Source organism: Kitasatospora sp. NPDC057500, assembly GCF_042802195.1.
In the GTDB taxonomy this organism is placed as follows: Bacteria; Actinomycetota; Actinomycetes; order Streptomycetales; family Streptomycetaceae; genus Kitasatospora.
On sequence record NZ_JBHVER010000134.1, the window covers coordinates 1 to 23,113 of the forward strand.

The 23,113-nt window shown below is 72.9% G+C and carries 21 protein-coding genes and 1 pseudogene; 15 read left to right on the plus strand and 7 right to left on the minus strand.

Features of this window, described 5'->3' with window-relative positions:
* Positions 1-133: 133 nt before the first annotated feature.
* A complete protein-coding gene (locus ACFU74_RS25035) occupies positions 134-3,439 on the plus strand; it encodes a sacsin N-terminal ATP-binding-like domain-containing protein (RefSeq protein WP_380760498.1) in 3,306 nt (1,101 codons plus the stop codon).
* Positions 3,440-3,481: 42 nt separating this feature from the next.
* Here the strand turns inward: ACFU74_RS25035 and ACFU74_RS25040 are convergent, their stop codons facing one another.
* From ACFU74_RS25040 to ACFU74_RS25050, 3 genes are read right to left on the minus strand one after another with little or no spacing between them, the layout of a single operon-like run.
* A complete protein-coding gene (locus ACFU74_RS25040) occupies positions 3,482-3,718 on the minus strand; it encodes a hypothetical protein (protein WP_380760500.1) in 237 nt (78 codons plus the stop codon).
* A 31-nt stretch (positions 3,719-3,749) separates the two neighbouring features.
* Positions 3,750-6,251, minus strand: coding sequence for an HAD-IC family P-type ATPase (locus ACFU74_RS25045; RefSeq protein WP_380760502.1), 2,502 nt, complete (start codon positions 6,249-6,251; stop codon positions 3,750-3,752).
* 52 nt (positions 6,252-6,303) lie between these two features.
* Positions 6,304-6,588, minus strand: coding sequence for a DUF2530 domain-containing protein (locus ACFU74_RS25050; protein ID WP_380760504.1), 285 nt, complete (start codon positions 6,586-6,588; stop codon positions 6,304-6,306).
* Between the two features lie 246 nt (positions 6,589-6,834).
* On the opposite strand from ACFU74_RS25050, the gene ACFU74_RS25055 reads away from it, so the two are divergent.
* Both ACFU74_RS25055 and ACFU74_RS25060 read left to right on the plus strand, forming a co-directional pair.
* A complete protein-coding gene (locus tag ACFU74_RS25055) occupies positions 6,835-8,298 on the plus strand; it encodes an NCS2 family permease (protein ID WP_380760506.1) in 1,464 nt (487 codons plus the stop codon).
* 167 nt (positions 8,299-8,465) lie between these two features.
* Entirely contained in the window at positions 8,466-8,999 is a 534-nt protein-coding gene (locus ACFU74_RS25060; protein WP_380627066.1) for an NUDIX hydrolase, read from the plus strand.
* On the opposite strand, the gene ACFU74_RS25065 is transcribed toward ACFU74_RS25060, so the two are convergent.
* Positions 9,000-10,313 carry a hypothetical protein gene (locus ACFU74_RS25065; RefSeq protein ID WP_380760508.1) on the minus strand — a complete coding sequence of 438 codons (1,314 nt, stop codon included), beginning with the start codon at positions 10,311-10,313 and terminating at the stop codon, positions 9,000-9,002. It lies immediately after the preceding gene.
* 453 nt (positions 10,314-10,766) lie between these two features.
* On the opposite strand from ACFU74_RS25065, the gene ACFU74_RS25070 reads away from it, so the two are divergent.
* From ACFU74_RS25070 to ACFU74_RS25090, 5 genes and pseudogenes are all read left to right on the plus strand, one after another.
* A complete protein-coding gene (locus ACFU74_RS25070; RefSeq protein WP_380760510.1) occupies positions 10,767-10,892 on the plus strand; it encodes an albusnodin family lasso peptide in 126 nt (41 codons plus the stop codon).
* Between the two features lie 81 nt (positions 10,893-10,973).
* Complete coding sequence (locus tag ACFU74_RS25075) at positions 10,974-12,668, plus strand: albusnodin/ikarugamycin family macrolactam cyclase (protein WP_380760513.1); 1,695 nt, start codon at positions 10,974-10,976, stop codon at positions 12,666-12,668.
* Positions 12,665-13,360 (plus strand): lasso peptide biosynthesis B2 protein, encoded by a 696-nt coding sequence (locus tag ACFU74_RS25080; protein ID WP_380760515.1) that lies wholly within the window; start codon positions 12,665-12,667, stop codon positions 13,358-13,360. The genes ACFU74_RS25075 and ACFU74_RS25080 overlap by 4 nt, the downstream gene beginning before the upstream one ends.
* Complete coding sequence (locus tag ACFU74_RS25085) at positions 13,299-13,775, plus strand: GNAT family N-acetyltransferase (RefSeq protein WP_380760517.1); 477 nt, start codon at positions 13,299-13,301, stop codon at positions 13,773-13,775. Before ACFU74_RS25080 ends, ACFU74_RS25085 begins: the two co-directional genes overlap by 62 nt.
* Positions 13,776-13,905: 130 nt before the next feature.
* A pseudogene (locus tag ACFU74_RS25090) lies at positions 13,906-14,046 on the plus strand (VapC toxin family PIN domain ribonuclease); the annotation flags it as partial.
* A 157-nt stretch (positions 14,047-14,203) separates the two neighbouring features.
* Here the strand turns inward: ACFU74_RS25090 and ACFU74_RS25095 are convergent.
* Positions 14,204-14,653, minus strand: a complete 450-nt coding sequence (locus tag ACFU74_RS25095) for a VOC family protein (RefSeq protein WP_380760520.1) — start codon at positions 14,651-14,653, stop codon at positions 14,204-14,206.
* A 119-nt stretch (positions 14,654-14,772) separates the two neighbouring features.
* Here ACFU74_RS25095 and ACFU74_RS25100 point away from each other — a divergent pair, with 119 nt between their 5' ends.
* Entirely contained in the window at positions 14,773-15,696 is a 924-nt protein-coding gene (locus ACFU74_RS25100; protein WP_380760522.1) for a DUF4231 domain-containing protein, read from the plus strand.
* A 57-nt stretch (positions 15,697-15,753) separates the two neighbouring features.
* Here the strand turns inward: ACFU74_RS25100 and ACFU74_RS25105 are convergent, their stop codons facing one another.
* On the minus strand, positions 15,754-16,545 hold the full coding sequence (locus ACFU74_RS25105; protein WP_380760524.1) for an MHYT domain-containing protein: 792 nt from the start codon (positions 16,543-16,545) through the stop codon (positions 15,754-15,756).
* Positions 16,546-16,822: 277 nt separating this feature from the next.
* A complete protein-coding gene (locus ACFU74_RS25110) occupies positions 16,823-17,266 on the minus strand; it encodes a VOC family protein (protein WP_380760527.1) in 444 nt (147 codons plus the stop codon).
* A 285-nt stretch (positions 17,267-17,551) separates the two neighbouring features.
* On the opposite strand from ACFU74_RS25110, the gene ACFU74_RS25115 reads away from it, so the two are divergent.
* The 6 genes from ACFU74_RS25115 (at position 17,552) to ACFU74_RS25140 (ending at position 22,980) form a co-directional block, all read left to right on the plus strand.
* Positions 17,552-18,274: a WXG100 family type VII secretion target gene (locus ACFU74_RS25115; protein WP_380760529.1), complete on the plus strand. Its 723-nt coding sequence runs from the start codon at positions 17,552-17,554 to the stop codon at positions 18,272-18,274.
* Entirely contained in the window at positions 18,271-19,233 is a 963-nt protein-coding gene (locus ACFU74_RS25120; RefSeq protein ID WP_380760531.1) for a nucleic acid/nucleotide deaminase domain-containing protein, read from the plus strand. The genes ACFU74_RS25115 and ACFU74_RS25120 overlap by 4 nt, the downstream gene beginning before the upstream one ends.
* Before the next feature lie 40 nt (positions 19,234-19,273).
* On the plus strand, positions 19,274-19,837 hold the full coding sequence (locus tag ACFU74_RS25125) for an SUKH-4 family immunity protein (protein ID WP_380760533.1): 564 nt from the start codon (positions 19,274-19,276) through the stop codon (positions 19,835-19,837).
* The gene (locus ACFU74_RS25130; RefSeq protein ID WP_380760535.1) at positions 19,834-20,682 is read left to right on the plus strand and encodes a nucleic acid/nucleotide deaminase domain-containing protein; all 849 of its coding nucleotides are present in this window, start codon (positions 19,834-19,836) and stop codon (positions 20,680-20,682) included. Before ACFU74_RS25125 ends, ACFU74_RS25130 begins: the two co-directional genes overlap by 4 nt.
* Positions 20,683-20,706: 24 nt before the next feature.
* A complete protein-coding gene (locus ACFU74_RS25135) occupies positions 20,707-22,470 on the plus strand; it encodes a hypothetical protein (protein ID WP_380760537.1) in 1,764 nt (587 codons plus the stop codon).
* Between the two features lie 75 nt (positions 22,471-22,545).
* Positions 22,546-22,980 (plus strand): MarR family winged helix-turn-helix transcriptional regulator, encoded by a 435-nt coding sequence (locus ACFU74_RS25140; protein ID WP_380760539.1) that lies wholly within the window; start codon positions 22,546-22,548, stop codon positions 22,978-22,980.
* Positions 22,981-23,113 lie beyond the last annotated feature (133 nt).

Below are 23,113 nucleotides of genomic sequence, written 5' to 3' on the forward strand. Positions count from 1 at the left end.
CGGGCCGCCGCCGTTCCCGCCCCCGGTGGCGCCCGGGGCGCGCTGCGGCCGGGGGCGTGTCCGGCGCAGTCCTTCCGGCAAGGAAGAATGCCCCTCGTAGGGCACAACAGGGCGTCGGAAGGCGGCAGGTCCAGTGGAACCTCGGATCATCGGCAGCGGCACGGACGAGCACCACGCGGACCCCTTCGGCAGCGCCGAGCTGCGCCGCCGGGTGCTGGACGCCTGGGCCGCCTCCCCGGCCAGGTTCCGGGAGGACGCCAACGCCGAGGAGGAGCTGGCCCTCGGCGGCTACCGCGACCGGCTGGTCGTCGAGCTGGCGCAGAACGCCGCCGACGCCGCCGTCCGCGCCGGGCACGGCCCCGGCCGGCTGCGGCTCACCCTGGCGGACGGCGTGCTGGCCGCCGCGAACACCGGTGCCCCGCTGGACGCCGCCGCCGTCGAGTCGCTGTCCACCCTGCGCGCCTCCTCCAAGCGCGGCGAGCGGGACACCACCGTCGGCCGGTTCGGCGTCGGCTTCGCCGCCGTCCTCGCGGTGACCGACGAGCCCGCCGTGCTCGGTTCGGCCGGCGGGGTGCGCTGGTCGCTCGGCGAGGCCCGGGCACTGACCGAGGCGCAGCCCGCACTCGCCGAGGAACTGCGCCGCCGGGACGGCCACGTCCCGCTGCTGCGCCTGCCGTTCGCCGCCGAGGGGCCGGCACCGGAGGGCTACGACACGGTGGTGGTCCTGCCGCTGCGCGACGCCGCCGCCGAGGACCTCACCCGCCGGCTGCTGGCGGGCATCGACGACGCGCTGCTGCTCACCCTGCCCGGCCTGGCCGAGGTGGTGGTGGAGACCTCGGAGGGCACCCGCACGCTGACCCGCTCGGCGGCGGAGCCGCGGCCGGACGGGGTCACCGAGGTGACCGTGACGGACGACGCGGGCGGCGGGCTGCGGCGCACCGTCTGGCAGACCGCCGAGGCGGCCGGCGCGCTCGCCGCCGACCTGCTCGCCGACCGGCCCACCGAGGAGCGCGCCCGCCCGTACTGGACGGTGACCTGGGCGGTGCCGGTCTCCGACGAGGGCGCCCCGCAGCGGCCCGCGATCGCCCCGGTGCTGCACGCGCCCACCCCCAGCGACGAGCCGCTCGGCCTGCCCGCGCTGCTGATCGCCTCCTACCCGCTGGACTCCACCCGCCGGCACGTCGCCCCCGGCCCGCTCGCCGACTTCCTCACCGAGCGCGCCGCCGACACCTACGCCGACCTGCTGCGCGCCCGCGGCGGCGACCTCGGCTCGCTCGGCCTGGTGCCCGGCCCGCTCGGCCAGGGCGCCCTCGACAACGCACTGCGCGCCGCCGTGCTCTCCCGGCTGCCCGGCACGCCGTTCCTGCCCCACCCGGCGCCGGTCGAGGAGGGCACGCCCGCGCTGCGGCCCCGGGACGCCACGCTGCTGGAGGGCGCGGACGGCTCGGTGGTCGAGGCGCTGGCGCCGATCTTCCCCGGCCTGCTGCCGGCCGGCCTGGAACGCCGCACCGAGCTGCGGGTGCTGAACGTGCGCCGGGTCCCGCTCGCCGAGGTGGTCGACCAGCTGGGCGGCCTGGACCGCGAGCCGGCCTGGTGGCGCAACCTCTACGCGGCGCTCGGCGGCGCCGACCCGGAGGCGCTCGGCGCGCTGCCGGTGCCGCTGGCCGACGGGCGGACGGTGACCGGCCCGCGCCGCGTCCTGCTGCCCTCCGACGACGCCGACTGGGCGGCCTTCCCCGGCTACCCCGAGTCGCTGGCCGGCGCGCTCGCCGTGCTCGACCTGCGGCTCGCCCACCCGGAGGCCGCCCACCCGCTGCTGGCCAAGCTCGGCGCCGGCGCGGCCACCCCGGCCGGAGTGCTGGACACGCCCGAGGTGCGGGCCGCCGTCGCCCGCTCCTACGAGCTGGCCGAGGACGACCCGGACGCCGCCGCCGACCTCGCCGAGGCGGTGCTGTCGCTGGTCAGGGCGGCCGGCCCGGCGCCCGGCGAGCACCCCTGGCTGGCCCGGCTGGCGCTGCTCGACGACGAGGGCGAGCCCACCCGCGCCGGTGAGCTGCTGCTGCCCGACAGCCCGCTCGCCGCACTGGCGCGGGAGGACGACGCCGCCTGGGTGGACGACGAACTGCTGGAGCGCTGGGGGCCCGAGGTGCTCGCGGCCGCCGGCGTGCCGGCCGAGTTCGTGCTGGTCCGCGCCGAGGACGTGGTGCTCGACCCGGACGACCTGGAGCGGCTCGACCCCACCGCCCCCGCCGACCGGGCGGCCGGCGGCCACCCCACCGGGCTGATCGACGAGGCGCCGGACGGTCTGGCCGAGTGGGCCGAGGACGCGCTGGAGGCGCTGCACGCCGACGACGGGGACACCGTGGGCGTCCCGCCGGTCGCCGCCGAGCTGCTCGCCGTCCGCGACCTGGACCTGGTGGACGACGACGCCTGGCCGCAGGCGCTGGCCGCGCTGGCCCGCCCGCCGTACCGGGACGCCGTCGTCACCCCCGTCCGCACCCTGCTGCCGGACGGGTCCTACGCCGACCTTCCGCCGTACACCGCCTGGTGGCTGCGCGACCACCCGGTGCTGGACGGGCGCGAGCCCGCCGGGCTGCGCGCCGCCGGCGCCGACCCGCTGCTGCGCGGTCTGTACGACGAGGCCCGCACCACCCTGGACGAGCAGTTCCTGCACGCGCTGGGGGTGCGCACCACGCTGGCCGCGCTGCTCGCCGAGCCGCACGGACCGGACGAGGTGCTGGACCGGCTCACCGACCCGGTCGCCGAGGTCGGGCACCGCCAGCTGCACGGCATCCACAGCGCGTTGGCCCGGGTCGAGGCGGAGCGGATCGAGCCGCTGGACGTGGTGCGGGCGGTGCCGCCGCTGGACCGCGCCACCGGCCGCCGTCCCGACCGCACCGTCGTGGTGGACGCCGCGGACGCGGTCGTCGCGGACGCCCCCGACCTGGTGGAGCTGCTGCACGACCACCCGCTGCTGCCGGTCGCCCCGGCGCTCGCCGTCGACCTCGCCGAGCGGCTGCACGTCTCGCTGGCCAGCGAGGTGGCCGGCGGACGGGTGCTCTCCCAGGGCTCGCTGCACCGGGTGCCGGCCGTGGTGCGGGAGCTGCTGCCCGGCTGCCCGGTCGCCTACGAGGAGCACGAGGAACTGCTGGTGGTCGGCCCGGACGGCGAGGAGGCCGCCGTGGACTGGCGCTGGGACGGCGCGGGCGGCACCCCGGAGGCGCCGTACGACCCGGAGTCGGCGGAGGAGGCGGACGAGGACGACGAGTTCGAGGTCCCGCCGGTGCCCGGGCTGCTGCACGCCGCCACGCCGGAGGGGCTGGCCGCCGGGCTGGCCTGGTCGGTCGGGCAGTGGCACCGCCGGTTCGAGGTGCTGGCCGCGCTCAGCGAGCCGGACCGCGCCTACGAGCTGTCCGCCGCCCGCGACTTCGAGGGCTGAGAACAGGCCCCTCCGGCTCCCGGCCCCTCCGGCTCCCGTGCCTCAGGAACGGGAGCCGGGGCGGGTCCGGCCGCGGGCGATCAGCCGCAGGTAGATCGAGAGGGTGGCGACCACCCAGGCGGCCGTCAGCACGGCGATCGCCACCTTGGTCAGCCGAGGCCCGGGGTGGATCCCGGCCAGCGCGCCGACCCCCGCCATCGCCAGGGCCAGCACCCCGGTGATCAGCAGCCCGCCCAGGAAGGCCGCGAAGGCCTCCAGTTCACCGCCCCTGCGCCCCATCGCGGCCACCCCCCGTCGCCCGGTCCAGGGGTCAATCATCGGTCCGGCGGCGCACGATCCGCCAGACCACCTCCAGGACCACTCCGGCGGCGGCCGCGATGGCGACGCCGATCCACGGGTCCCTGGTGCCGGCCAGCGAGAGCTGGAAGAAGTCGGAGAGCCACGGCACGGTCAGCACCAGGGCGAACGCCCCGCCCATCGTCCCGATCAGCAGCAGCCGCCACCAGTTGTAGGGGCGGGCCACGATCGCCAGCACCCAGATCGCCACCAGGAAGAGCGTCAGGGTCGCCACGCTGGTGTCCGACTCCAGGTCGGTGGCGTGGTTGGCACGGGCCAGCGCGTACGCGGTGAAGGTGGCCGTCCCCGCGATGATGCCGCCCGGGACCGCCAGCCGCAGCACCCGGCGCACGAAGCCGGTGCGGGCGCGCTCGTTGTTGGGCGCGAGCGCCAGGAAGAAGGCCGGCACGCCGATTGTCAGGGTGGACAGCACGGTGGAGTGCCGGGGCAGGAACGGGTACGGGGAGTGGGTGAAGATCACCAGCAGCGCCAGCAGCACCGAGTAGACGGTCTTGACCAGGAACAGCCCGGCCACCCGCTCGATGTTGCCGATCACCCGGCGGCCCTCGGCGACCACCGAGGGCATCACCGCGAAGGAGTTGTTCAGCAGCACGATCTGGGCGACCGCCTTGGTCGCGTCGCTGCCGCTGCCCATCGCCACGCCGATGTCCGCGTCCTTCAGCGCCAGCACGTCGTTGACGCCGTCGCCGGTCATCGCCACGGTGTGCCCGCGCGACTGCAGCGCGCCGACCAGCTGGCGCTTCTGCTGCGGGGTGACCCGGCCGAAGACGGTGGTGCGCTCGGCGGTGTCGGCGAAGGCTTCCGGCTCGGTGGGCAGGGCGCGCGCGTCCACCGGGTGGTCGGCGCCGGGCAGCCCCAGATGGGCGGCGACCGCGCCGACCGAGACGGCCGCGTCGCCGGAGATCACCTTCGCCTGGACCCGCTGGCCCTCGAAGTAGCGCAGCGTCTCGGCGGCGTCCTCGCGCAGCCGCTGCTGGAGCACCACCAGGGCGAGCGGGCGCAGCCCGGCGGCCGGGTCCGGGGCGTCCAGCGGGACGGGCGTGCGGCCCAGCAGCAGCACCCGCAGGCCCTGGGCGCCCAGCTCGTCCACCTCGACCAGTGCCGGGTGGCCGGAGGGCAGCAGCACATCGGGGGCGCCGAGCAGCCAGCTGGCCTCGTCGCCGCGCGGCTCCAGGAGTTGCACGCCGCTCCACTTGCGGGCGGAGGAGAACGGCATCGCCTCGATCACCCGCCAGCCGTCGCGCCGTCCGTCGTCGCGCTGCCCGCCTTCCCGCAGCCCGCCGTCGCGCTGCCCGCCGTCGCCGTAGGCGTCGATGACGGCCTGCATCGACGGGTTGGGGCGGGCGTCGGCGCCGGCCATCACGCCCAGGGCCTGCTTGACCGTCTCCTTGAGGGCGCCGTCCGGCTCCGGCTCCCCGTTCCCGTCCCCGCCGATGATCCGCAGGTCGACGACGTCCATGCCGCCCTCGGTGAGGGTGCCGGTCTTGTCCAGGCAGACGGTGTCCACCCGGGCCAGCCCCTCGATCGCGGGCAGCTCCTGCACCAGGCACTGCCGGCGTCCCAGCCGGACCACACCGATCGCGAAGGCCACCGAGGTCAGCAGCACCAGGCCCTCGGGCACCATCGGCACGATCCCGGCGATCATCCGGCGGACCGCCTCGCGCCAGTCCCGGCCCTCCACCGCCAGCTGGCTGATGATCAGACCGATCGCGGTCGGCACCAGCAGCCAGGTGATGAACCGCAGGATGCTGTCGATGCCGCTGCGCAGCTCAGACCGCACCAGGGTGAACCGGCTCGCCTCCTCGGCCAGCTGCGCCGCGTACGCCTCGCGGCCGACCTTGGTGGCGGTGAACGCGCCCGCGCCGGCCACCACGAAGCTGCCGGACATCACCGGGTCGCCGGGCTGCTTGAGCACCGGGTCCGGTTCGCCGGTGAGCAGCGACTCGTCGATCTCCAGGCCGTCCGCCTCGGCGACCACGCCGTCGACGATCACCTTGTCGCCGATGCCGAGCAGCACGGTGTCGTCCAGCACGATCTCGCCCACCGCGACCTGCCGGGCGGTGCCGTCCCGGCGCACCTGGGGCCTGGCCTCGCCGATCAGCGCGAGGCTGTCCAGGGTCTTCTTGGCGCGCAGTTCCTGGATGATGCCGATCGCCGTGTTGGCGACGATGACCAGGCCGAACAGCCCGTCCTGGAGCGGTCCGACGACCAGGATGATCGCGAACATCACACCGATGATCGCGTTGAACCGGGTGAAGACGTTGGCCCGGACGATCTCCCGGGCGGAGCGGCTGGAGCGGGCCGGTACGTCGTTGACCTGGCCGCGCGCGACCCGCTCGGCCACCTCGGCGGCGGTCAGCCCGCCGCGCCGCCCCGGCAGCAGACCGAGGGGGTGGGCGCCGTCCGGCGGGTCACCGGCGGGCTGTTCCTCGGCGGGCTGCGCAGGCTGCGTCATGGCACCGACTCTACGGGTGCCTTATGTCCGATGCGTGCTACTAAAGGACCATTCAGTCCGACCGGGTGGCCGGGTTCTGGGCCTCCGCCGCCGCGGCGGCCCGGCTGCGCGCGATGGCGTCCCGGCGGGCCCGGCAGTACCAGAGGCCGATCAGTCCGAGTCCGCCGCCGGCCAGGCAGATCCACGGCCAGTTGCCGTGGCCGTGGTCGGAGAGCGTGCCCCAGAACGGGAGCAGGACCACGAACGCCACGAACCAGAGCACCGTGCCGCCGCCGACGATGGCGACGTCGTTGGCCTCCAGCGGCGGGGGAGAGGGGTGCAGTGGCGTCTTGGGCATGGGGCCTAGGGTACGGTGCTGGCGCACGTCCGACCGATTCGGTGCGGGGCTGTCCGCGCTTGTTACAGGGGTTATTCGTTCTACGCGCGAAGATAGCGATCGAGCGATCGGGGAACCCATACTTGTCTCTCCGGTCGGTCGCGGCATGCTCAGGACACCGTGCTTCGTGCCCGTCCCACCGGGTCGCCCGGCCACCGTCGTCCCGGGCGGGTCCCCCTCTCCTCCGCCCCCCACAGAGGACGCAGCATGCCCGTGGCCCAGCCGACCACCGAGTCGCCCGAGCCCGCCCAGCCCGACACGCCGAAGCCCCCGTTCGGCGCGCTGGACCGCTTCTTCCGGATCAGCGAGCGCGGCTCCACCCTGCCGCGCGAGATCCGCGGCGGCGTCGCCACCTTCTTCACCATGGCGTACATCCTGGTGCTGAACCCGATCATCCTGGCCAGCGCCACGGACATGACCGGGGCCCACCTGGACAGCGCCCAGCTGGTCACCGCCACCGCGCTCACCGCGGGCCTGACCACGCTGCTCATGGGCGTCATCGGCAACGTCCCGATCGGCCTCGCCGCCGGCCTCGGCGTCAACACCATCGTGGCCCTCCAGCTCGCGCCCAAGATGACCTGGCCGGACGCCATGGGCATGGTCGTGCTGGCCGGCTTCGCGATCATGCTGCTGGTCGCCACCGGCCTGCGCGAGCGGGTCATGAGCGCCGTCCCGCTCGGCCTGCGCAAGGCCATCGCGATCGGCATCGGCCTGTTCATCACCCTGGTCGGCCTGGTCGACTCCGGCTTCGTCACCCGCATCCCGGACGCCGCCCACACCACCGTCCCGCTCCAGCTCGGCACCGGCGGCCACCTGACCGGCTGGCCCGTCCTGGTCTTCGTGCTCGGCCTGCTGCTCACCCTCGTCCTGCTGGTCCGCAAGGTCCCCGGCGCGATCCTGGTCTCCATCGCCGTGATGACCGGCGTCGCGGTCGTGATCGACAAGTTCGCCGACATCCCCGCCCTCAGCTGGGGCCTGACCGTCCCGGCCTGGCCGGGCAACCCGGTCGCCGCCCCCGACTTCGGCCTGGTCGGCGAGGTCAGCCTGTTCGGCGGCTTTGAGAAGGTCGGCGTCCTCACCGGCGTGCTCTTCGTCTTCACCGTCCTGATGTCCTGCTTCTTCGACGCGATGGGCACCATCCTCGGCGTCGCCGACGAGGCCCACCTGCTGGACGAGAAGGGCGACCTGCCCGGCATCAACAAGGTCCTGATGATCGACGGCATCGCCACCGCGGCGGGCGGCGCCACCTCCTCCTCCGCCAACACCTGCTTCGTCGAGTCCACCGCCGGCGTCGGCGAGGGCGCCCGCACCGGCTTCGCCTCCATCGTCACCGGCGGCCTCTTCGTGGTGGCCCTCTTCCTCACCCCCCTCGCCACCATGGTCCCCGCCCAGGCCGCCACCCCCGCCCTGGTCACCGTCGGCTTCCTGATCCTCGCCAACTCCGTGCGGGACATCGACTGGTCCGACTACACCATCGCGATCCCGGCCTTCCTGACCATCGCGATGATGCCGTTCACCTACTCCATCACCAACGGCATCGGCTTCGGCTTCATCACCTTCTGCGTCCTGCGCCTCGCCACCGGCCGCGGCCGCGAGGTCCCCCTCCCGATGTACGCCGTCTCCGCCGTCTTCGCCTTCTATTACCTGATGCCGGCCCTCGGTCTTCTCTGATCCCGCTGAGCCTTCAACGGCCCCACACCTTCATGGGTGTGGGGCCGTTGGCGTCGGAGCGCGCGAGGGCCGCCAGTATTCGTCAGTCTGACGCGAATTTGCCGGAGTGGGCTGTTGAGGTCGCTCTGCTCTGCGATGCTGAAGGTCCATCGAGAGGGGCCGCGGCTATGCAGTGGAAGATCCACGGGGAACGTCCGATCTACGAGAACCCTTGGGTGAACCTGTGGCTGGCTGATGTCGAGCAGCCCGACGGGCACCGCTGGGAGCACCATGTGGTCAAGCTGCGGCACCTGGCCGTGGCGGCCATCGTGAACAGCGAGAAGCAGGTGCTCATGATGTGGCGGCACCGCTTCATCACCAACACCTGGGCCTGGGAACTCCCGATGGGGCTGATCGAGCCGGACGAGACCCCGGCGGATGCTGCGGCCCGCGAAGCGCTGGAGGAGACCGGCTGGAAGGTCGGTGAGGTCAAGCCGCTGATCTACGCCCAGCCGGCGAACGGGATCACCGACTCCGAGCACTTCGTGTTCCGGGCCGATGCAGTCGAGTACGTGGGCCCGCCGACCGAGCGCAACGAGTCCGACCGGATCGAATGGGTCGCCCTGTCCGAGCTGCGCGGCATGATCGACCGCCGCGAGATCGTCAGCAGCGGCACGCTCGTGGGTGTGCTCTACCTGCTGCTCGACGAGGCCGGCCTCTGATCATCCGGCCGAGCCGGTGATCCGGTCGACCAGTTCCTCGGCCTGGGTGTGGCCGCGGTAGGGCTTGAGCAGTTGCCGGAACTCCTGGAGATGGGCGACCACTCTGGGGGATTCGACGGCCGCCGCGAGGTCGAGGGCTGCCGTCGCGGTCGTGCAGGCCAGTTCGAGTTCCTGCCGCTGGAGTTGAGTGCGGGCGAGCCAGAAGCTGTGGAACGCGCGGCCTCGGAGGTTCGTCTTCGGCTCGCCACGAAGGGCTTCGGCGATGAGGGGCTCGGCGGCCGTCGCATCGCCCAGCTGGCCAAGGGCGATCCCGGTGTCCACGGTGAGCTTGGTGTGGTCGAAGTACTGGACCCACACGGGGTCGTCGTCGGTGGTGGCGATCCGCTCGAAGTGGTCGTGCGCTGTGGCGATCGCCCGGTGGGTCGCCTCCTGGTCGTGCGCGCTCGCGTGGCCGAAGGCTTCGCGCATCGACAGCATCGACAGCAGCCTCGGCGTGCCACCGTCGAGATGGACGTTGTCCTGGGCGGCTCGGGCCAGCGTGATCGCGTCCTGGGCTTTCTCCTGGTAGGTCGCCTGGAGGCTGAGGCAGGCGAGCACGTTGGCGATGAACGGGCGGTCGCCGATCTCGCGCGCGAACCGGAGTGCTTCGGTGAAGTAGCTCTGGGCGGTGTTGAACTGCCGTGCGTCGAAGTATGTCCACCCGGTGAGGCGCGCGAGTTCGGCAGCGATGCCGTGGAGGCTTCGACGGTAGTTGGGGTCCGCGGTGTCGCGCATGATGCCCGTGACGTACCTGAGCTGGCCGATCACCGCCGGCCGTAGGGCTTCACCGCCATGCTGGTCGTCGCGTCGCCAATAGTCCTCGATGGACGCTTGCAGGGAACGCAGGACGTTGGGCGTGACCCTGGTACCTGCGGCTATGGCGAGGATGTCGTCCAGCTCGGTTCCTGCTCGGGCTTCGGGAGCCGGCCGGGGGAGATGCGCCACCTCGACCTGGGGTGAGAGCCCCTGGCGTAGGACGGCGGGCTGTTCCCAACTGCGGTCGGCCAGGCCGAGCATCCGCCCGGGAATCCGTAAGCCGTCCGCGATGCGCTCGATGACGCCCATGTTGGTGATCTTCGGGCGGCCCTTCATCACCTCGCCCACCCTGCTGGGCGTCAGCTCGCATGCGCGGGCGATGCGGGACGGGTGGAACCCGCCTCTGCGCGCGGCGAGTTGGAAGATCCGCGCGAAGTCGCGCTCCGCGCAGGCGAGAACCATGTCGGGGTCCGCGAGCAGTCTGCGCGGAAGCCCCTGCGGCTCTGTGGACTCGCTCATGGCTGCCACCCCTCAGCGCCAGGAAGATCATCGCTCAGTGTCACGCGAGATAACCGACCGCGAGTTTACCCATCGTGGGTACACGCGCCGGCCTTATTTCGAAGCTGTCCGCTCGGGGACTCTGGAGCCACCTTCGGGAGATGCCCGGAGAGCGATGGAGAGGGTGGTTGGGCTGATGAGCGTGATCAATTCCGCCTCGACAGTCCTTCCCTCCTCCACCGGTTACCCGATCGACGTGCCCATCGAGATTCCGGTGGTGCTTCCTGGCGGCTGGCGGTGTCGGGTGGATCCCCGAATCGGCCGGAGCCGCAGGCAAGTTGGTGGCCGCCGGCCTGACAGGTGGGTCCCCCAAGACTCCCCTGGCCCCGACGACGACACCGGGGTCAGGGGGGTGCACCACCGTGACGGGATCGGACCCGTCACGCCCTGCACCAGCGGAGGGAGGTGAACGACATGGAGAACCTGGTCCAGCTCGATCCCGAGCAGGAGGAGGTCGTCGTCCTGGGCGACGCGACGTTCCTGACGAAGGGCAGCAACAACAACAGCGTCGAGGGCAAGCGCGCGCCGTACGACGCCTGACGCTGACGGCACGGCGGCGGCACCCTGACCCCCGGGGGTGCCGCCGCACCTTGCTCGGGCTCGATCCTTGGAGGTGATCGCATGAGCTTGTTCGGTGGATCAATCACCCCGGCCACCACGTCCCGAACGCCTGCCGGCGCACAGGTGTTGTGGCACGGCCCGTCGGCCTGGTCGGTCGACGCCCGGGTACGCCTGGCGGAGGGCGCCGGTAAGCGGTTGGCGGTCTTCGGCCCGTGCGGTGCCACGGACGCGGACCTGGGTCGCCTCGTCCGTTCAACCGGTCTGCGCGTCCTGGACATGGCGGCAACCGCTTGGACGGGGGCGTACACCCTGGTCCTCGACGACGGCCGCGGCGAGCTCACGGTGTGGGCCGACCCTGCCGGCGCGGCCCCGGTCTACATCACCCAGGCGGACGGGACTTCGGCCTGGGCGTCGAGTGCGCTCGCGCTGGCCTCGCTGATCGGTGCCGAGCCGGATGAAACCTGGCTGGCCGCGCACCTGGCCGAGCCGACCGCGTGGGTTCCCGGCCGGTCGGCTTGGAAGGGGGTGGAACAGGTGCCGCCGGGGCATCGCTGGACCGCCAACGCGCATGGCGTTTCCGCCTTCGCTCCGTTCTGGCGGGCGCCCCGCCTCGGCTGGCGCGACGCCGTACAGCGGCTGCGCGACGACCTGGAGGACAGTGTGCTCATCCGGGTTTCCGGACAAGCGGCGTCCTCCGATCTGTCGGGTGGTCTCGACTCCAGTACCCTCGCGGCGATCGCCGCAACGTCCGGTCCCGTCACCGGCCTCACCTACCACCCCAAGGGGCGGGAGAGCGGCGGCGACATCGACCACGCCCGCGCCGTCGCCCGTGCGTTCCCGACGATCCGCCACCGCTTCATGCCCCTGGGCCCGGAGCACCTGCCCTTCGCGGACCTCGGTTCCCTCCCGTTGACGGACGAACCGGCGCCATCGGCCATTGTCCACGCCCAATTCTCCGCTCAACTCCGCTTGTTGGCAGCTGGCGGCATGCACGTGCACCTGACCGGGGACGGCGGGGACTCCCTGTTCATGCCGCCCCCGGTGCACATGGCCGACCTGGCGCGATCAGGTCGGTTCCTCCGCCTGGCCGACGACGCGCAGGCATGGGCACGGCTCTACCGGTCGAGCCCTTGGACAGTGGTGGCCGCGGCCTGGAACGACCCCGGAAAGCTCGGCGGTGCGACGGCGCCGATGCCGTGGCTCATCCGCCGCACGCTCGACCTGGCCCGGTCCGTCACCGCTCCACATGCGGACACGCTCACCCTCGGGCACGCCGATCGCTACCTCCTGGGAGAAGCACGCTACGTCGGCCGGACCGCCGCGACGGAGAACCAGCTCGCCGCCGCGCACGGCATCGAGATGCACAACCCCTACATGGACGCCCGCATCGTGGAGACCGTCCTCGCCACGTCCGCGACGCAACGGTGGTCCGCACGCCGCTACAAGCCGCTGCTGGCCGACGCCGTGACCGGTCTCCTACCTCAAGGGGTCCTTCAGCGGGGCGCCAAGGGAGTGTTCGCGGCCGATCACCACCACGGGCTGCGCGCGAACAAGGCCCGCGTCCTGGACCTGGTGGTCGGGCACCTCGCCGACCTCGGTCTCATCCGCCCGGCGGCCGTGCGCTCGCTGCTGGGCCGTGCCGTGCTCGGCGTCGACATCCCGTGGGGCCTGATCGAACCCGTTCTCGCCACGGAACTCTGGCTCCGGGCCTCGACCGCGGCCGGACAGGCGGTTCGCTGGGAGGAGAGGCCATGACGATTCCCACGCCGACGAAGTACACGCGTACCGCGCTGACCGGCCGCGCGGGCGTGGTCGTCGACTACCGGACCGGCCGGACGGTTCTCCTCACGGGCGACACGCTCACCCGCTGGCTCGCCGCACTGAAGCACAGCGCGGCACCGGCCCCGGTCGTCCTGCGCGACTCGCAGGTCTCCTGGGGAACCCGCGAATCCCCTGCTCGCCTGGAGACGGTCGCCCCACCACCGTGGGCATGGCGGCTGGCGGCGGCGGCCGTCGTGGCGACGACCCTGGCCGTGCGTACGGCAGGGCGTCCTGGCAGAAGCTTCGGTCGCCTTCGCCGCCTCGCCGAGGCCGGCGGCCACCTGCCGCTCCCGAGCGCACGCCACGCCGGCCTCGCGGTGCGCTCGGTCCGTTGGGCCGCCCGCGCGTTCCCCGCCCGTGTCGCCTGCCTGGAGGAGAGCGTGGCGGCATCACTCCTGCTCCTGTTTGGCGGCCGTGGTGGCGCCTGGCGCCACGGCGTGGCCACCGACCCGATACGTCTGCACGCCTGGATCTGCGACGTTCACGGCCTGCCGGTCGAGGAACCCGAGCAGACTGGCGACTGCACACCGATCAACGCACCGACCGACCCGGAACGAGGCACTGATGCCCACCCCTCACATCCTGCTGCCCGGCGAGCGCGTCAGCCTGGCGATGACCAACCGTGACCACCTGGCCGACTACCACCGATGGGAGAACGACCCCGGCACCATCCTCGGCTTCGGCACGCAGGTCGCCCAGGCCTGGGAGGTCCGCGCGGGCGGCTGGGAAGGCCAGGGCCGTAACCGCGACTACCCCCAGTTCGAGGTGGTCGCCGGCGACGACCACACGCCGGTCGGCATCACGACCCTCTCGATCGACCCCGCCGTGAGGACGGCCGAGTACGTCATCCTCCTCGCCCCGGAGGCGCGCGGTAAGGGCTTCGCCGCCGAGGCCACTGAGCTGACGCTCCGATGGGCGTTCGAGTACACGGCCCTGCGGATGGTGTGGCTCAAGGTCCTGGAGCCGAACGTGGCGGGCGTCTCCGCCTACCAGAAGGCCGGCTTCCAGCCCGCGGGCCGCCTGCGGCAGTCGGGCTACTGACGCGGCCGTCCCTGCGACGAACTCCTGATGGACGCCACCGCCGACGACTTCCTGATCACCAAGGCGTCCGCCTGAACAACTTCATGAACACACCGGATCCCCCCTGACCTGGCGGGAGGTGATCCGTCCGTCCATGGCCGACATGCTGATTGCGGCCACCGCTGAGCGGCACGAGGTGGCAGTCCTGCACCACGACGGCGACTACGACACGATCGCGGCTATCACCGGGCAGCGCACCCGCTGGGTCGTGCCGACGGGTACGGCCGACTGAGTACGCCGTCTTCGCCGTCTATCACCTGATGCCGACCCTCGGTCTGCTCTGACCGCCCCGGCACTTCCACGGCCCCGCGCCCCCTCGGAGCGCGGGGCCGTCGTTCTGGCTGGGTCCTCTCCCCCGACCGGGCGGGTTCGAACCGGTCGGGCGCGGGTCAGTGGACGCAGAACTCGTTGCCCTCCGGGTCCTGCATGACGGTCCACGAGCCGCCGGGTTCGGCGACCTCGCGCAGGGTGGTGGCGCCGAGGGCTTCGAGGCGGGTGACGGTGGCGGCGCGGGCGTCGGGGCCGGGGTGGAGGTCGAGGTGGAGGCGGTTCTTGCCCTGCTTCGGCTCCGGAACGCGGTGGAAGAGGATGCGGCGGCCGAGTCCGGTGTCGCTGGCGGGGTCGTGCGGGTCCTCGGGGTGGCGGACGGCGGCGAGGGCGAGCCAGGCGTGGTGGCCGTCGACCTCGGTGACCAGGTCCGGGGTGATCACGCCGGCCGCGAGCAGACCGGTGATCAGGGTGCTGTGGTCCTCGACGGTGTAGTCGAGGGCGGCGGCCCAGAAGGCGGCCTGGCGGTGCGGGTCGGTGGCGTCGATCACGAGCTTCCAGTGCATGGTCATGTAACCGGTTATAGGGGTTGCAGACGGATGGGGGCAAGAGTGGATCTCAAAGAGGCCACGGTGTAACGGAGTTGGCGAGGGGCATACTCCGGGCGGAGACGGGGGAGGGGAGCGGTTCGATGGTGAGACAGGATCCGCCGACGGGGGTCGAGGCCCAGCTGCTGCCGGAGTTGTTCCGGACGGCCGACCAGGCCTCGCTGTCCGGCCAGCAGCAGACGCTGCGCTGGTACCGGGGGCTCATCTCGATGCTGGTGATCGCGGCGGTGGTGGGTTCGCTGCCCGGTCCGGACGACAAGGGGGCCTCCGACATCACGCCACTGTTCTCGGTGGTGGCGTTCCTGGTGGCCGGGTACTTCTGGCTGCGGCTGCGCCGCAGCAATCCGCAGGCGCGGTGGTACGAGGCGCGGGCGGCGGCCGAGTCGGTGAAGACGCTGGCCTGGAAGTACTCGGTGCGGGCCCGGCCGTTCGAGGGTGACGCGGAGTCGGCGGACGTCGACCGCGGCTACCTGCTGCAAGTGGAGGACGTGCTGCGGGCGTTCGAGGACCCGGCGATCGTGCCGCCGGGATCGGTCGCCGAGATTACCCCGGAGATGCGCCGGGTGCGGGCGGAGTCGCTGACCGCGCGGCGCACGCTGTACCTGCGCACCCGGGTGGAGGGGCAGCGGACGTGGTACCGCTCGCGCGCCGAGTCCTGCGAGTCGCAGGCGGTCACCTGGGGCCTGGGCGTGGCGGCGCTGATCATCATCGGTGCGGCGGCGGCCGTCGCGCAGGCGACCGGGGCGTTGCCGGTGCACGTCTTCGGCGCCACCTCGGCGGCGGCCGCGGCGGTGATCGCCTGGACGCAGCTGAAGCAGCTCCGCCCGCTGGCGGCCGCGTACCAGCTGGCGGCACGGGAGTTGGAGAACGTCGGCAACCAGCTCTCCGACCTCGACCCGCGGACGCCGGACGCCGAGCAGCGCTGGGCCCGGCTGGCCGCGGAGGCGGAGGACGCGGTGTCGCGCGAGCACACCACCTGGCGGGCGCGGCGGGCCTTCCCGCGCTGACGCGCCGAAGGGCCGCCCGCGCCCGCCGGGTCACCGGTCAGGTCACCGTTCGCGTGGTCACCGCTCGCGCGGGGTGAGCGGGGCCAGCGGCGCGGCGCGGCCCACCAGGATCGGCTGGGCGCCGGCCGCGGACCGGCTCGGTGACACCGCGAAGGCCAGCGAGCCGATGAAGATGAAGCAGCCGAGCCCGACCACCAGGGGAAAGATGAACTGCAGCGCCATCAGCCCGTCCTCGACCGTCCGCGAGCTCTGGAGCCGGACGGAGACGGCGGCCATGCCGGTGTAGTGCATCGCGCAGACCGCGACGCCCATGACCGGCGCGGCGGCGAGCACGGCGAGGGTGCCCCGGATGTTGAGCGCGGCCCACAGCGCGGCGGTCGCCGCGAACACCGCGATGCCGACGGAGAGCGCGACGGTGGCCCGGTCGTAGCCGACGAAGCCGGGCAGCACCATCGCTGCCATGCCGAGGTAGTGCATCGCCGCGACCCCGAGGCCGGTGGTCAGCCCGCCCGCCAGCAGCGCCGTCCACCGGCGCCGGCCGTACCCGACGGAGAACACGCCGATGCCGACGACCGCGATCGCCACGAGCAGGCTGAGCACGGTGAGGTCGGGCCGGTAGCTGATCTCCGCGCCGGTGACGGAGAAGCCCAGCATCGCGATGAAGTGCATCGACCAGATGCCCGCGCCGAGCGAGGCCGAGGCGAAGAGCAGCCAGTAGACGCGGGTGCGGCCGGTGGAGACCAGCGCCCAGCGGGTTCCGCGCAGGGCGACGAAGGCGCCGAGGCAGGCGACCAGGTACGAGGCCGCCGGTGTCACCCAGCCGTGGTCGGCGTGGTGGATCTCGCCCACGAGGGACTCCTGATGAGGGTTGGGGGAGGAGGGGGAGCACCGGCACCGGGGCAGGGCGGACCGGCCGGCCGTGAACCGGGTCCGCGAGGGGGACGCCTGGGGTGGGGGTGCCCTGACACCGCCGGAGAGTAGCGGCTCCCGATGAGTCCCACAATGTGCGGTTTTCTCGTGAAATCGCAGGTCAGAGGTGCCCTTCACGCGATCGGCATGATCTTGGCACCAAGCCCTGACGCACTCTTCCCAAAAGCGTCTGATCTTCCTAAAACGGACGCAACGGTCAGGCGTCCAGGGGTGCTAGGCCGAACGGGTGGCCGGCCGGGTCGATCAGCACCTTGAGCGTGCGGCCGTGCTGGTAGGTGGGCTCGGTCGCACCCAGGGCCAGGGCGCGGGCGGTGGCCGCCTCCAGGTCGTCCACGTAGAAGTCCAGGTGGAAGTGCTTGCCGCCGTCCGGCTCGGTCCACGGCTCCGGCCGGTACCCGCTGACCCGGCCGAAGCCGAGCGGGCTGCCGCCCTCGGGGTTGTCCAGGATGGCGAACCGCTCGTCCACGTGCCGGGTCTCCCACCCGAGCAGCTCGCCGTAGAAGGCGGCCAGCGCGACCGGGTCGGCGCAGTCGATGGTGACCATGGCGAGGCGGGCGAAGCCGGTGTCGTCCTGCCCGGCTTGGTCGGCCGCGCGGGTCGGGTCGACCGTGGTGGCTTGCTCGGCGGCGACGTCGGTCATGGCTGGTCGACCCTTCTGCTGAGCGGTACTGCGGCTCCGGGGCCTGCGTGGACCGGGCCTCAGGACCAGCATCGCACTGGGAGTCACGGAGGGCACGGCCAGTCGGGGCGGGGTTGGGGGAGAACGGGGGGCGGGCGAACGACCTCAGGCCGTTGACCAGCACAAATCCGTCAGAGTCGGTCCGGATCGCTACACAATCGGCACGCTTTGAGCATCGGCGGACAAAGGTTAGTTGTATAAACTTTTGATCCAATCGAGGGATTGTGATTCACGGGGGGTTTCTCGATGGCGATCGAGCTTCCGGGTGAAGTGGTGACGCTCCTTGACTTCATCGGCATCCGTTGGCCCGCGGTCAACGAGGACAAGGTCCGCGAGTTCGGCGAGCACGTAAAGGAGTTCGCGAAGGGCCTCGAAGAGGTGCACGCGGACTCGAAGGCGACGATCCATCAGCTGGGCGGGGCCTACGAGGGCCAGTCGTACCAGGCGCTGGCCGCCAAGTGGGCGCTGATGTCCGACAAGCACTTCGACCAGGTGGTCGACGCCGCGCACGTGGTGGCGCAGGCGATGGACATCGCGGCCGACGCGATCGTCGCGATGAAGCTGGAGGCACTGGGCGAACTCATCGTGCTGGCAGCCACGTTCGTCGCCGCCCAGGCCGCCGCGGTGGCGACCCTCGGCGTGGCGGAGGTGGGCGCCGTCGCGGCCCAGCAGGCCGCGCGCAAGCTGATGTCCTACCTGGCGCACGAGTTGGAGGAGTACGTCGTCGGCCAGGTGGTCGAGGCGGCCATCGACCCGCTGGTCGAGATCGTCGCGGAGGCGGTGTCCGGGCTGGTCTTCGAAGCGGCCGAGGCGGCGGTGAACAGCGGTGGCGGATCGGCCGGCAGCGGGTTCAGGATCAACCCGGCGGCCGTCGAGGCGCACGCCCGCGCCCTGCACGAGCAGGCGGAGAAGGTCGCCCAGCACGCCCAGGTCTTCGGCGTCCGGGTGGCGGCGGTGAGCTTCGAGTGAGCGACGCGGTCGTCAAGGCGCTCCAGAAGAGTGCCAAGAAGCTCGGCAAGACCCTGGCCGAGGACATGGGCAAGGCCGCCACCAAGATGTACAAGCAGGCGGGCGACAACCTCACCAAGACCGCCAAGCACCACAAGGACAACGACACCCACAACGCCGACGACTTCACCAAGAAGGGCGAGGACAAGGCCGCCCCGCCCCCGAAGACGGGCAACGGCGGCGGGGACGACGGGGCCAAGCCGGCGCCGCGGAAGTACTACATCCACGACGACGGCCGGGTCCAGGAGATCAAGGACGGCAAGCTGGTCGACCTGGACGGGACGGACGAGTCCCTCAAGACCCTGCTGGACGGGAACTCGGACAAGGTCAAGGATCCGTCCAAGCAGGATCTGAGCAAGACGTACCACGCGAGGAAGGACGCGGAGAAGGGCCACGAGAAGGTCGACAGTCAGAAGATCACCGAGCCGACGGAGCTGTCCCGTGCCGTGGAGGAGGCTCGGCGTGCCCAAGGTGACTACGGGGGCAAGAACTACGCGTCGCTCAGGTACCGGGACGAGAGGGGCGAGTTCATCCTGGTCGGTCGGAGCGACTACAACCGGAGCCATTCGGAGCGATCGATCGGCAAGCCCTTGCTGGGTGGCAGGGAGGCCGGCGTCAGCGAGCTCTACACCGAACGGGCTCCCTGTCAGGCCGGGCCGAACTGCGAGCGCTGGCTGGCCCGGCACTTCGAGTCGCAGAATCCGGACCTGAAGGTCAATCACGGCGTCGAGTACGACAATTCGATTCCGCAGAAGGACCGCGACGAGGGCCACAAGGCGTATCTGCAGCAGATCAAGGAAGACCACGCCGCCGGACGGACGGACGGCACCATGGGCACCGCGGACTTCGACGAGCGGGGTCAGGAGAACAAGCAGACCGCGGACGAGCACCGCCAGAAGCGCGCACGCAGGACTCGGTAGAGTCGGGCCGGGAATTCGGACGGAGAGGAAGGAACCCGACATGCTGGTGTCGGTCGACTGGAAGGCCATCGTCGAGGAGGACCTACCGGCGGGCGCCATGATGCGGGTGCGGCCGGAAGCGGCGGCGGAGATCTGGTCGGATCCGGCGGACGCCGGCTTCGCCTCGAAGATCGGGTTTCCGACCGCGAGCCGGCTCTTCCGGCTGCTGGACGAACTCGCGGAGAAGGATCCGGCGCATCCCGAACAGGTCTTCGTCGAGGCCCTGGAACCGCTGCCGGTCGTCACCCCGCACGGGCGACTGCGGCAGTTGGGCGAACTGTTCGGGGGGTTCGTCTTCGTCAGCCTCGACGACGGGACGATCTGGGTCCACGATCCGGACGCCGACGAGGAGTACGAGCTGATCCACAAGGACCTCACCTCGCTCGCCTACCTGCTGTACAAGGTCGAGGGCGAGCGTCCGCGCCCGGAGGAGGATCCGAGCCCGTACGACTGGGCCGACGCCGAGGAGTACATCCGGGAGGACGTGACCCGCTGGGATCCGCTGCCGTTCGAGAGCGGTGCGCAGTTCTGGGCGATGTTCCTCGACACCTGGGCCACGATGTGAGCGCGGACAGGGACGACGAGCTGGTGGCGGCGCTGTTGGCGCACTTCGGGCCGCGTGGGCTGCGGGCGGTGCCGATCGCGCCGGCGGGGCCGTTGCGGGATCCGGGGCTGCCGTTGCAGGTGGGGCCGTACTTCCGGGCCACGGAGGAGTCGGAGCCGCTGTCGGTGGGCGAGTGCGCGGCCGCGGCGGGGTGGGACGCGGGGGCGGTGGCGGCGCAGCTGCGGATCGGGACGGACGGCGGGGCCGAGCTCTACTTCGCGCCGGACCGGTCGGTGAGGGCGGTGCTGCCGGGGGGCGAGCCGCTCGACCTGCCGGTCGCTCCCGGTGTCGGGGCGTTCGCGAAGGGGCTGCTGCTGCTGGACCGGCTACTGCCGGCGCTCGCCGGGTCGGAGCGGCCGGACGTCGCCCTGGCCGCGTACCGGGAGCTGCGGCAGGGGCTGCTGGCCGTCGACCCGGCGGCGTTCGACGACCGCGAGGGCTGGTGGCCGCGGGTGCTGGACGACCTGCGGCGGCCGATGAACGTCGACTCCTCGGCGGCCTTCGAGGTGGTCGACGAGCACGGCGGGAAGCGGATCGTCACCGAGGTGGGCGGCCCGGGGCTGCTGCACCCGGAGGAGCAGCTCTGGAACCGGCTCCGGGCCGAGGGCGTCGAGGCCGAGCAGGTGGTCCGGGTGTACTGCGAGCTGGAGCCGTGCATGATGCCCGGGCACTACTGTGCGCGCTGGATGGCGCGGGAGTTCCCGCAGGCGGAGTTCACCCACGGCTTCGACTACGGGGCGACGGCCGACTCCAGGGAGAACGGCATCAAGGCGTTGATGCTCAGCCTGGCCGAACGACGGGGCTGAGCCGGGAACGGGGAGAAGCGGGCGATGGTGCGCGACGGGCGACGGATACCGCCGCTGGGGGCGGGGCGCAGGCCGGCCGGGCTGGCGTTGCTGGGGTGGCTGGACGACCTGCGGGCGCCGCGGCTGTGCCGGGTGGCGGGACCGCCGGGGTCCGGCAAGTCGCACCTGCTGGCGTGGCTGGTGCGCGGTGCCACCGTGGGGGAGGTGTCGGGCGGGCGGCGGGTCCACGCCGTGCTGCCGGCCGCCGGGGCCACCGTCCGGACGGCGGTCTGGTCGCTGGGGCGCCAGCTCGACCTGGTCGCGCACGCCCCGGGCCCGCTGGTCGAGGCGCTCGCGGGGGACGGGCGGCCGGTCCTGGTCTGCGTCCCCGGGCTGGACCTGGCGGAGGACCCGGCGGCCCTGGTGACCGGGCTGCTCGACCCGCTGCTGCGGCTGCCGGGGGTGCGGCTGGTGGTGGAGGCGGCGACCGGCGGTGCGGCGGCCGGGGCGTTCACCGCCGTGTCCGCGCCCGCCGTGCTGGACCTCGGCGATCCGCAGTGGACGGACCCGGCGCGGTTCGCCGAGTGGGCGACGGCCGAGGGCGGGGACCCGGCCGCCTACCCGCTGCCCGGCCCGGCCCTGGGGGCACCGGCACGACCGGCTGCGCCGGTCCCGCCGCCGCCCGGGGCCGACCTGCGGTCCCTCGGCGAGGAGGCGCTGTCCGCGCTCTGGACGGCCGCCGCCGCCGACCCCGGCCCGCTGGCCGCCGACCCGCTGCTCTACGCACTCGCCGATCCGGTCCCGGTGACGGCGGCCGTCGAGCGGCGCGACGACGTGCTCGCCCGGGCCTGGCGGGCCGCCGGTCCGGGGGTGGTCGACGAGCCCGACCCGGCGGTCCGGGCCGCCGTGCTGCGCACCCGGCTGCTGGGCGCGGACACCGTCTCCGCGGCCGCCGCGGCCGTCCTGGCGCAGCTGCCCGCGCCGTGGGCCGGGCGCTGGGCGCGCTGGGAGGGCGCCGACCGGGACTGGCCGGGGCCGGCCGTCGCGCTCACCACCGGCGCGGGGCCGTACCAGTCGCAGGTGCTGGTGGCCGATCCGACCGGTTCGGTGCGGACCTTCGACGCCGCCACCGGCCGCCGTCTCGGCGCCGTGGTGGTGCCCGCCCCGCGCCCGCTGCGCGGGCTCGCGGTGGCGGCCGGCGGCTCGGTGGTGCTGCTGGACGCCTGGGGCCGCCCGGAGCCGGTGTTCCCGGACGAGCCCCGGCCGGGCCTGGACGGGTACGGGCTGATGGCGGCGCTGGAAGCGGTCCGGGCGGCGGCCGGGGACCTCAGCGCGGTGGCGGCGATCGGCGCACTGGCCGACGCGGCGCCCGCCTTCGGTGACGCGGACGGCGCGGTGCACTGGGCCGAGGACGGCAAGGTGGTGAGCGAGCGGCTGCACCACGGGCCGGTGACCGCGCTGGCCGGCACCGCGCTGGGCGGCGGTCCGCTGTCCGATCCGGAGATCCCGCTGCTGGTGAGCGGTGGCTTCGACGGCGCCGTCCGGCTCTGGGGGCCGCGCTCGGCGCCGATGCCCGAACCGTCGGACCGGCGCGGCTGCCCGGTGACGGCGGTGGCCGCCGGGGCGACGGCGGCCGGGCCGGTGGTGGCGGCGGCCTGGTCGGACGGGCTGGTGCGGGTGCGGGACCTGGCCGGCGGCGGGGCGCTGGACCTGCGGACGGGGTCGGAGGTGTGGTCGCTGGCGCTGGCCGGCACCCTGCTGGTGCTGGGCATGCCGGACGGCCTCGCGGCGGTGGACACCCGGCACTGATCCCCGGCCGGGGCGGGTTGCGGACGGCCGTAATCCAATTTTCTTTAGTCAAAGTAATGACGTAGGCTAAAGAACATGCCCGAGATGTCCGAGCAGGACCTCGCAGCGATCAGTCAGCTGCGGTCGTCCGCCATGCGCCTCTCCCGTCGACTGCGCCACCAGCGGGTCGAGGAGTCGCTCAGTCCCACCGAGATCGGGGTGCTGGGCACCCTCGCACGTTGCGGGAGGGCCACGCCGGGTGAGCTCGCCCGGAAGGAGCACGTACAGCCGCCCTCGATGACCAGGATCGTCGCGATGCTGGAGGAGAAGGGCCTGGTGCGGCGCGAGCCGCACCCGGAGGACCGCCGGCAGGTGGTCGTCAGCAGTACCGAACAGGCCGAGGCGATCCTGGCGGAGTCCCGCCGGCGCCGCAACGCCTGGCTCGCCGAGCTCGCCGAGGGGCTCGACGAGGAGGAGTGGGCGAAGCTCCGCGAAGCGGCGCCCGTGCTCTACAAGCTCGCACACCTCTAGGCACAGCGAATCCGGTAGCCGCCGGAGGACGAAGGAGAACCGCATCACCGCAGGACCGATGACCGACACCAGGAGCGGGGGGGGCCGGGCCCCCGGCGGCGCGCCCCCGGGGGGGACCACCGGGACACCGCCG

What these genes read in the sequence shown, in the direction of transcription:
- ACFU74_RS25055 (WP_380760506.1), top strand. Translation starts at nt 6,835, where the DNA reads ATGCCCGTGGCCCAGCCGACCACCGAGTCGCCCGAGCCCGCCCAGCCC.
- ACFU74_RS25100 (WP_380760522.1), top strand. Translation starts at nt 14,773, where the DNA reads ATGGTGAGACAGGATCCGCCGACGGGGGTCGAGGCCCAGCTGCTGCCG.
- ACFU74_RS25080 (WP_380760515.1), top strand. Translation starts at nt 12,665, where the DNA reads ATGACGATTCCCACGCCGACGAAGTACACGCGTACCGCGCTGACCGGC.
- ACFU74_RS25135 (WP_380760537.1), top strand. Translation starts at nt 20,707, where the DNA reads ATGGTGCGCGACGGGCGACGGATACCGCCGCTGGGGGCGGGGCGCAGG.
- ACFU74_RS25070 (WP_380760510.1), top strand. Translation starts at nt 10,767, where the DNA reads ATGGAGAACCTGGTCCAGCTCGATCCCGAGCAGGAGGAGGTCGTCGTC.
- ACFU74_RS25075 (WP_380760513.1), top strand. Translation starts at nt 10,974, where the DNA reads ATGAGCTTGTTCGGTGGATCAATCACCCCGGCCACCACGTCCCGAACG.
- ACFU74_RS25045 (WP_380760502.1), bottom strand. Translation starts at nt 6,251, where the DNA reads ATGACGCAGCCTGCGCAGCCCGCCGAGGAACAGCCCGCCGGTGACCCG.
- ACFU74_RS25040 (WP_380760500.1), bottom strand. Translation starts at nt 3,718, where the DNA reads ATGGGGCGCAGGGGCGGTGAACTGGAGGCCTTCGCGGCCTTCCTGGGC.
- ACFU74_RS25085 (WP_380760517.1), top strand. Translation starts at nt 13,299, where the DNA reads ATGCCCACCCCTCACATCCTGCTGCCCGGCGAGCGCGTCAGCCTGGCG.
- ACFU74_RS25060 (WP_380627066.1), top strand. Translation starts at nt 8,466, where the DNA reads ATGCAGTGGAAGATCCACGGGGAACGTCCGATCTACGAGAACCCTTGG.
- ACFU74_RS25125 (WP_380760533.1), top strand. Translation starts at nt 19,274, where the DNA reads ATGCTGGTGTCGGTCGACTGGAAGGCCATCGTCGAGGAGGACCTACCG.
- ACFU74_RS25095 (WP_380760520.1), bottom strand. Translation starts at nt 14,653, where the DNA reads ATGACCATGCACTGGAAGCTCGTGATCGACGCCACCGACCCGCACCGC.
- ACFU74_RS25115 (WP_380760529.1), top strand. Translation starts at nt 17,552, where the DNA reads ATGGCGATCGAGCTTCCGGGTGAAGTGGTGACGCTCCTTGACTTCATC.
- ACFU74_RS25140 (WP_380760539.1), top strand. Translation starts at nt 22,546, where the DNA reads ATGCCCGAGATGTCCGAGCAGGACCTCGCAGCGATCAGTCAGCTGCGG.
- ACFU74_RS25110 (WP_380760527.1), bottom strand. Translation starts at nt 17,266, where the DNA reads ATGACCGACGTCGCCGCCGAGCAAGCCACCACGGTCGACCCGACCCGC.
- ACFU74_RS25065 (WP_380760508.1), bottom strand. Translation starts at nt 10,313, where the DNA reads ATGAGCGAGTCCACAGAGCCGCAGGGGCTTCCGCGCAGACTGCTCGCG.
- ACFU74_RS25050 (WP_380760504.1), bottom strand. Translation starts at nt 6,588, where the DNA reads ATGCCCAAGACGCCACTGCACCCCTCTCCCCCGCCGCTGGAGGCCAAC.